General features: G+C 66.8%; 5 protein-coding genes. 2 read left to right on the forward strand and 3 right to left on the reverse strand.

Going from position 1 to position 8,735, the window contains the following annotated elements; translation table 11 throughout:
* Both ABDV68_RS16515 and ABDV68_RS16520 read right to left on the reverse strand, forming a co-directional pair.
* Positions 1–1,892, reverse strand: a 1,892-nt coding sequence (locus ABDV68_RS16515; RefSeq protein ID WP_343521201.1) for a VirB4 family type IV secretion/conjugal transfer ATPase, incomplete at its 3' end; no start/stop codon positions are given.
* Between the two features lie 328 nt (positions 1,893–2,220).
* Positions 2,221–4,998 (reverse strand): TonB-dependent receptor, encoded by a 2,778-nt coding sequence (locus ABDV68_RS16520; RefSeq protein WP_343521202.1) that lies wholly within the window; start codon positions 4,996–4,998, stop codon positions 2,221–2,223.
* 280 nt (positions 4,999–5,278) lie between these two features.
* Between ABDV68_RS16520 and ABDV68_RS16525 the strand changes: the two genes are divergently transcribed.
* Positions 5,279–6,595, forward strand: coding sequence for an MFS transporter (locus ABDV68_RS16525; RefSeq protein WP_343521203.1), 1,317 nt, complete (start codon positions 5,279–5,281; stop codon positions 6,593–6,595).
* A gap of 2 nt (positions 6,596–6,597) precedes the next feature.
* Positions 6,598–8,421, forward strand: a complete 1,824-nt coding sequence (locus tag ABDV68_RS16530; protein ID WP_343521204.1) for a hypothetical protein — start codon at positions 6,598–6,600, stop codon at positions 8,419–8,421.
* A 117-nt stretch (positions 8,422–8,538) separates the two neighbouring features.
* Here the strand turns inward: ABDV68_RS16530 and ABDV68_RS16535 are convergent, their stop codons facing one another.
* Entirely contained in the window at positions 8,539–8,676 is a 138-nt protein-coding gene (locus ABDV68_RS16535) for a hypothetical protein (RefSeq protein ID WP_343521205.1), read from the reverse strand.
* Positions 8,677–8,735 lie beyond the last annotated feature (59 nt).

Raw genomic sequence — 8,735 nt, forward strand, 5'->3', positions numbered from 1 at the left:
AGCCGTTCCTCGACGCGATGGAACAGATACATCATCGCCGGCGAGCGCACCGCGGGATCGTCGAGAATCTGCGTCATGTCGAAGCCGACCGTATCGGAGACGAGATCGGTAAGGTCGGTCTCGTTGTCGAACAGCCAGGCGCGCTCGCCGTCGCCCCACCACGGGCGCAGCCGCGACCACAGGTCGGCGGCATGCGGGCGGTGCCCGCCGCGCAGCAGCTCCACCAGATAAGTGAGCTGGCGATCCTCGACCGGCTGCTGGAAGCTCGCGTCGATCGCGTCCTTGATCTGCGCGATCTCGTCGGTGTCGGCGCCACCCGCGAGCAGCGCGATCCAGTCGATCAGGAACTGGCGATTGGCCGGGCTGTCCTCGAGCTGGAGCGGATTGAGCCCCGACGGCGTGCCGGGCCGCAGCACGTCGTAGCGCCCGCCGATCGCGCGGATGAACAGCTCGGCGCCGCGATCCTTGTCGAAGAAGATGATGCGCGGGCGGAACTTGCGCGACTGGGCGAGCAGGAAGTTGAGCACCACGGTCTTGCCCGAGCCCGACGGCCCAATCACCGTGAAGTTGCCGAGATCGGCCTGGTGGAAGTTGAAGAAATAGGGCCCCGCGGCGGTGGTCTCGAGCAGCGAGACCGCTTCGCCCCAGTGATTGCGCCTTGCCTCGCCAAGCGGGAAATTATGGTTGCTCGCCAACCCCGCGAAGTTGCGCGTCGAGACCAGGCCGCGGCGGGCGATGTACTTGAAGTTGCCGGGGAACTGCGCCCAGAAGGCCGGTTCGAGTGCGAGATTCTCGCGGACCGCGACCGCGCCGAGATCGGCGAGCGCCGCCTGCGCCTCGGCGATTCCCGCGTCCACATGATCCGGCGTTCCGCCGCGGATCGCGATCGTCAGGTGATGCTCGCCGAACCCCGCCCGGCCGGCGGCGACATCGTCCTTGGCGTTCGACAGCTCTGCGCGCAGACTCACCGCCTCGTCCTCCGCCGAGCGCATGCGGCGCAGCGCGAGATTCATGCGGGAGAGTGCCGCCTGGCGATCGACGAAGCCGAAGCTCTGCGAGATCGTGAGCTCGAACGGCAGGCGCAGCAGGTCGTCGAACATCCCGGACGCGGTGTGGCCCGGATAATCCTTGAGCGAGAGCAGGCCGAGGTAGCCGGGGGCATGCCCGCCCTCCGGACCGAGCTCGACCGTTTCCTGCCCGAAGCTAACGCGCCGCCACGGGAGGAAATGGCCGATATCCTCCTCGGGCAAGAACATGGGGCGCATCTCGCCGTTGAACAGGTTGGCGAGGAACTCGATCGGCTCGGAGCAATCGCCGTGGCGCGTCGCATAGGTGCCGAGCAGCCGCGGCCCGTAGCTGCCCAACGCGGCCATCAGCGCCTCGCGCGCGGCGTCGAGCTCGCGCAGCTCATAGGCTTCGGCGGCGGACCGGTCGATCGCAGCGTTGCCGAGCCACGAGCGGATGCGATCGAGCACGCCAAGCCGCCCCTGGACCGGGCGCCGGATCAGGGTCAGGAACAGCTCGTTGACGTAGAGTTGCTTGGCCGCAAGCCGCTCGCGCCACCGCTCGTCGAGCTGCTGCGAGAAGCTGTCGGGGAATTCGGAGGTCAGCTCGACCTCGACCCGCCGCCGCACGACATGGTGATACAGGGCGAAGCGCGACGTGCCGATCGCCTGCAGCATCGCGTCGCGCAGGCGCTTGCGATAATCGAGTTCGTCGGTGTCCGCCGTCTCGAAATGCAACCCGCGCAGGTGGACGGTCTGCATCAGCAGGCCGTCGCGCGTCCGCAGCGTGTGCGGGTTGACGTGGCAGGCATAGGGCAAATGGTCCCCCGCCGCCTTTTCGCGCGCCATCACCTTGGGGTCGCTGGTCAGGGGCGGCAGCAAGGGCATCGCCGGATCGCCTGGTCGTCCGAACCGGCGGGATCGGCCAGAGCTTGCTGTGCTTGAGTGGGAAGCGCGGCGAGCGAGCCGACCAGCGCGGCAAAGCCGACGCATCGTACGCGATAGTGAAGCATCTTCCCCGGTTCCCGATTCGGCGCGCATGATGCGACGGCAGGCGTCCTTTGCCAACCTTTTGCCAAGCTTTGGCAATCTGCCGCGCACGGCCTCCGCCACCCGCCGGGCTGGCTGGCAATAAGGCAGGACGGGACCGGGCAAAGAAAGGCCAGCCACCTTGCGGCGGCCGGCCAGGATCGGAGGCGTTCCTCGTGAGGGAGGGTCAGAACGCCACGCGGGCACTCAGCACGAACTGACGGCCGCTGTGCGTCAGCACGTTGAGGCGGTTGGTCTCGTCCACGAACTGATCGTTGAGCTCGTCGGTGAGGTTGATGCCTTCGAGGCTGAGCTTGATCTTGTCGGTGAGGTTGTACGAGACCTGCGCGTCGATATTGGTGGTGGCGTTGGTGCCGTTATAGGCGTTGCCCTCGGTCCCCGGCACCGCGACGAGATAGCTCGAGCGATAGGCGACCGAGCCGCGGATCGAGAATTTGGGAGTCTCGAAATAGAGCGTGGCGTTGGCGGCGTGCTTGGACAGGCCGACGAGTGTCGCCTTAACGGTTTGCGAGCCGGTCGCCGAAAGGCGGTATTCGATGTCGGAGTCGACATAGGTGTAGTTCGCCAGGACGCCGAAATTGGAGAGGATGCCGGGCAGGAAGGTGAAGGGCTGCTGCACGTTCACCTCGAACCCGCGCAGCAGGCCGCCGTCGGAATTGACCGGCTGGCTGACGAGGAAATCGTCATTGGGCGAGGCGGGGGTGCCGTCGAGCAGCGAGTCCGGGAGGCCGAGGCTGCGGAAGGGCACGGTGTTGCTGAGCGTCTGCACGAAGGTACCGATGTCCTTCTGGAATACCGAAACCGCGTAGATCGCGCCGCGCGTCGGATACCATTCGATCGACGCGTCGAGGTTGGTCGACTGAGTCGGCATCAGGTTGGGATTGCCCGAGCTGAAGTTGCGGTTGCTGCCCGAAACGCTGAGATTGCCGCCGGGCGACAGCGAGCCGATGCCGGCGCGTGCGATCGTCTTCGCCGCGGCGAAACGGATGAGCAGCGTGTCGGTGATGTCGAACACGAGGTTGGCGGACGGCAGCCAGAAGTCGTAATTGCGGTCGGCGGTGACGAGGTTCACCGCCGCGCCCTGGCTGGCATAGCCGGTCGAGAGCTGGTCGGTCTTGACGTAGCGCATGCCGATATCGCCGCGCAGCGGGAATCCGGCGTCGGCGAAGTTGAATTCGGCCATGCCCCAGACGCCCAGATCATCCTCGCGCACCGTGACGAACGAGCCCCGCGCGCTGCTGTTCTCGATCCCGCCGGTGGCATAGACCGGGTTGGTCGGCGCGTTGAGGAAGGCGAGGAACGCGTCGAGGTTCGGCACCACCCAGCCGGTCGGGCTCCCCGATGGCACGTCGAGCCCGCGGCCGAAGCCGGTGAACTGCGTGGTGAGCGGTGCGATCTGGGCTGCAGTGAGAGTGGTCACCACCGCCTCGCCCGACAGACGCCGCCGCTCGCCCGAATCATATTCGAAGCGCCGCCAGTCCGCGCCGAGCTTGAGCTTGAGCACGGAACTCGCGGTCCATTCGAGGAAGCCCTTGGCGGTGGTGAAGCTGTTGTCGACGGCCTGCGGGCGGATGCGGACCTCCGAGGTGCCGTTGGTGAAGGCGAAGGTCGCAGGGTTGGTGATGTCTACGCCCGGCCGGATCGTCGGGAAGCGAGTCGAGAAATCGTAGAAGAAGCCGCTGGTGTTGGCCGCGTCGAGCGTGACCGTGGTCTGCACCGGATTGCGGAATTCGGAGCGCGAATAGCCGACGATTCCTTCGAACCGCAGGCTCTCGCCGAACTTCTGCTCGATCGTGCCGGTGAGCTGGTAGAAGTCGGTCTTGAGCTCGTCGTAGCGCGACTGGACGCGCAGATCGACATTGTCGAACGTACCGCTGATGATGTTGTTGTTCGCGTCGATCGTGCCCGAGCGGATGATCGTCTGGGGCTTGCCCGATCCCGACCGGCTGAAGCCGATCGCCTGAAACTGCGCTTCCTTGCGCGTGCCGTCGAGACGCGAATAGAGACCGTCGATCGAAATCAGCGTGGCGTCGCTCGGGCGATACTGGAGCGCGATCGCAGCGCCGAGGCGTTTCTGCTCGATATCGTAGCTGACCAGACCCGGGATGCGTGGATGGAAGAGGGCGGTCTCGGGATTGGTATCGTTGATCTGCTGGATCGTCTTGCCCGCGATCGTCGAGCTCGGGTGGAAGCCGCCGTTGAACCCGCCATAGGTCCAGCGCGTGATGTTGGCGCCTTCCTCGACCAGGCGGCGCTCCTCATAGGCGACCGAGACGAGCGCACCGAACCTGCCGTCGGGGCTGGTGGTGGTGAGCAGGCCGGAGAAGCGGGGCTTCGCCTTCTGCGCGAGGTCGTTGTAGCTGACCGAGGCTGAGAACACCGCTGCCGGCTCGCGATAGTCGAACGGGCGCGCGATCTGGAGGTCGACGGTGCCGCCGAGCGAGCCTTCCTCGACATCGGCGGTGGCGGTCTTGCGGACGGTCAGGCTGTTGAACAGGTCGGACGAGAAGATGTTGAAGTCGAAGCCGCGGCCGCGGTTGACGCCGCCGGAGTTGTCGGTGCCGCCGGTGGTGCCGATCGCCTCCATGCCGTTGATGCGCACGCGGCTATACTCGGGGCCGAGGCCGCGGACCGAGATGTTGCGGCCCTCGCCGTTGACGCGGCTGATCGCGACGCCGGGGATGCGCTGAAGCGATTCGGCGAGGTTGAGGTCGGGGAATTCGGCGATGTCCTCGGCCTTGATCGCATCGACCGCGGCGGTCTCGCGCTTCTTGACGTTGAGCGCGCTGCTGAGGCTCTCGCGGAACCCGGTGACGATCACTTCCTGACCGGCATCGGCGGGCGCTTCCGGGGCCGGTTCGGCGGTCTGCGCCTGTGCGGCGGAGAGCGCGGCGGCGGCGCCCGACAACGCGAGCACGGACTTCAGGATATGGATGCGGGACATTTCAGGCTCCCCTCTCGACTGGCTGTGAACGGCTTCGTGACGAGCCGATTGCGATGTTCAGCTAGGCGCGGGCGGGGCGGGGAGGCTAACGCCAATCGGACATGAATCGATGCACGAGATGCACTGATCGCGCCGGTGCGGTCGCGCCAACCACATGGATCGAGCCAGTTTCTGACTTGATCGTCCCGCTCTTTGCCTTGGACGCCCCTCCGCACCCCCGTTACCGGTGCTCGAACAAGGATCATGCGCATGGGACGCGTGACCCGCAGGAGAGCGACGCGTGACCGACCAGCGCACCCGGCCAACCCATGTGCGGCACGCGATCATTGCGCTGATCTTCATCATCACCACCGTCAACTATGCCGATCGCGCAACCTTCTCGATCGCGGGGAGCGCGGCGGCGAGCGAACTGGGACTGAACCCGGTGCAGACCGGCTTCATCCTCTCCGCCTTCGCCTGGGCCTATGTGCTGGCGCAGGTGCCGGGCGGGCTGCTGCTCGACAAGTTCGGCACCAAGCGAGTCTATGCCGCGGCGATCGCCTTGTGGTCGATCTTCACCGCGCTGCAGGGCCTGGCCGGGCTGGTCGCGTTCCTGCCCGCGATGGCGATGCTGTTCGCGCTGCGCTTCCTGGTCGGGCTCGCCGAGGCGCCGTCCTTCCCGGGCAATGCGCGGCTCGTCGCCTCATGGTTTCCCTCGGCCGAGCGCGGCACGGCGTCGGCGATCTTCAACTCGGCGCAATATTTCTCGCTGGTCGCCTTCGCGCCGCTGATGGGGTGGCTGGCGCACAGCTTCGGCTGGCGCTCGATCTTCTGGGTGATGGGTGCACTGGGGCTGATCGCGACCGCGGTGTTCGTGCGCTATATCCACAGCCCGGCGCGGCATCCGTCGATCAACCAGGCCGAGCTCGATCATATCGAGCAAGGCGGCGGGCTGGTCCATATGGAGGATGGCGGCGCGGGCAGCGCGGCGGCGTTCGACTGGGACAATGTCGGCAAGCTGATCGCCAACCGGATGATGCTGGGCATCTATCTCGGGCAGTATTGCATCAACGTGCTGACCTATTTCTTCGTCACCTGGTTCCCGATCTACCTCGTCAAGGAACGCGGGCTGAACATCATGGAGGCGGGGCTCGCCGCTGCCGCGCCGGCGTTGTGCGGCTTTGTCGGCGGGCTTGCCGGGGGTTATGTCTCCGACTGGATCCTCAAGCGCACCGGATCGCTCGATCTCGCGCGCAAGGGGCCGCTGACGGCGGGGATGGTGCTCGCCACCGCGATCATCGGCTGCGTGTGGGCCGAGCAGGAGTGGCTGGTGGTGACGCTGATGTCGGTCGCGTTCTTCGGCAAGGGCGTGGCTTCGCTCGGCTGGGCCGTGATGGCGGATGTCGCGCCGAAGCGGCTCGCGGGCCTGTCGGGCGGGGTGTTCAACATGTTCGGCAACATGGCCGGGATCGTCACGCCGATCGTGGTGGGATACATCGTCGCGGCGACCGGATCGTTCGACTGGGCGCTGGTCTATGTCGGCGTGCACTGCCTGATGACGATCTTCGCCTTCCTGGTGATCGCCGGGCCGATCCGCCGCATGACGATCGGCGAATGAGGATGGATCGCAGAGGACTGCTGCTCGGCGGCGCGGCCGCGACGCTGGTGCCCGCCACCGCGCGGGCGTCGAAGACACAGCTTCGAGTGGCCACGCCGATGGCGCCGCCGCAATGGGCCTTGCTCCAGCGCAAGCTGATCGCGCGCAATGCGGCGGCGTGCGAGGCGTTCTACGCGAAATATGTCGACAAGCGCGACTGGCTGCTGGTGTTCGAGCGCTGGGGCGCCAATGACGGCCCGGACGACGCGGCCGAGGCGACCAACGATTGGGCAATCCTCCACGCGCTGGGTGCGCCCGATCGCATCCTCGACCTGACCCAGCGTTTCTGGGAGGGGCATCTCAAGCAATATGCCGCGATGCGCACGGTCGAGGTGCCGATCGCGCGGCGCGGCATGTATCACCGCGACTTTCCGGTGCAGATGGACTGGCAGCATAATTCGGAGGGGCTGACGACCTTCAACGTGCTCGGCTTCTCGGCGCCGCGCGATCCGGCGCTGATCTCGCGCACGCGGCGCTTCGCGGACTTCTACACCGGGCACGATGCGAGCGTGCGCAACTATGATCCCGCGCGCCGCGTCATCCGCAGCATGATGAACGGCAGTCGCGGCCCGATGATGCGCGACGCGACCGCGCTCGACTGGGCGGGCGACCCGTTCGAAGCGGGCGAGCGCTTCCACATGGAGCATGGCGAGTCGACCTATCAGCAGACGCTCGACCATTATGCCGAATACACCGATGTGGTCGGCGACAACCCGCTCAACCTGCAGGCGACGACCTTGGGGCTCAACGCCTATGCGCTGGGCGGGGGCGACCGCTACCGGCGCTGGGCGCTGGACTATCTCGACGCGTGGGTCGAGCGCGCCAATTCCAACAACGGCATCGTGCCGAGCAAGGTCGGGCTCGACGGCAAGGTGGCGCGCGACTGGTGGGGCGGGGTCTATGGCTGGGGCTTCTCGCCGGTGGTGCCGCAGACCGGCAAGCGTGAGGACCGCAACCGCGTGCCGCGATCGATCACGGCCTTCCTCAACGGCACGCTGCTGACGGGGGACTCTGCCTATGTCGAGGTGTGGCGGCGGCAGAATGCGCGGATCAACGATGTCGGGCGCCAGCGCGACGGCAAGTTCGAGACGCCGACCATGTATGGCGCCGAGGGCTGGTACGGATGGAAGCCCGGGCCCTATCGCCTGAACGGGTTCGAGATCTGGTATGTGACTCAGCGCGCGGACGATCTCGCGCTGGCGGGCGAGAATCCGTGGGTAGAGTTCCTCCACGGCAGGAATGACGACTATCCGGTCGAGGCGCTGAACGCCGACCTCGCGCGCGTTGCCGAGCGCGAGAAGCGGATGCGCGAGGACCGCACCACGCGCGACACGCGGCTCGCCGACTGGCCGCTCGACAAGACCCCGGCAAGCGTCCGCAGCCTGATCCAGCTGATGACGGGGGGCATGCACATCGCCCGGCCGCCCTGGTCCGCGACCTCGCCCAACCAGGGCGGCGTCGTGCTGCATTGCCGGCTGCGCTACTTCGATCCCGAGCGCCGGCGGGCTGGGGTGCCGGAGGATGTCGCGGCGCTGGTCCATGCGCTGGGCGATGCCTCGGCGGAGGTGACGTTGGTCAACCTCGGCATGGTGGCGCGGACGGTGACGGTGCAGGGCGGCGCCTATGCCGAGCACCGGATCGCGCGGGTGACGCTCGACGAGAAGGAAGTGCCGGTCGGCGGGCGCGACTTCACATTGCGGCTGGAGCCGGGCTGCGGCGCGCGGCTGAAGCTCGCGATGCGGCGCTACGCCAACGCGCCGACGCTGGCATTTCCCTGGGACCGGTAGTGCCATTCTTTCGTCACCCCGGCCTTGAGCCGGGGCTGGGCTTCTTCTTCGACGAGGGTAGTAGCTCGACCCCGGCTCAAGGCCGGGGTGACGGTAAGTATTAGATGTTCCGCAGCCTTACCCGCCCGGCTTGATATAGGGCGCAACGGACCAGAGCAGGCGTTCCTCGCGGCGCGGGTCGGCGACGAGGCGGGTGTCGGTGTCGAAGATCATCGTGCGTCGTTCCTCCAGCGTGAACTTGGGCCATGCCGGCACGCTCGCGCAAGTCGGATCGCCTCAACCGAACCGGACAGCTCCACCACCTGCGCGTCCAC

The organism is Sphingomonas sp., assembly GCF_039595165.1.
GTDB lineage: Bacteria > Pseudomonadota > Alphaproteobacteria > Sphingomonadales > Sphingomonadaceae > Sphingomonas.

What these genes read in the sequence shown, in the direction of transcription:
- ABDV68_RS16530 (WP_343521204.1), top strand. Translation starts at nt 6,598, where the DNA reads ATGGATCGCAGAGGACTGCTGCTCGGCGGCGCGGCCGCGACGCTGGTG.
- ABDV68_RS16520 (WP_343521202.1), bottom strand. Translation starts at nt 4,998, where the DNA reads ATGTCCCGCATCCATATCCTGAAGTCCGTGCTCGCGTTGTCGGGCGCC.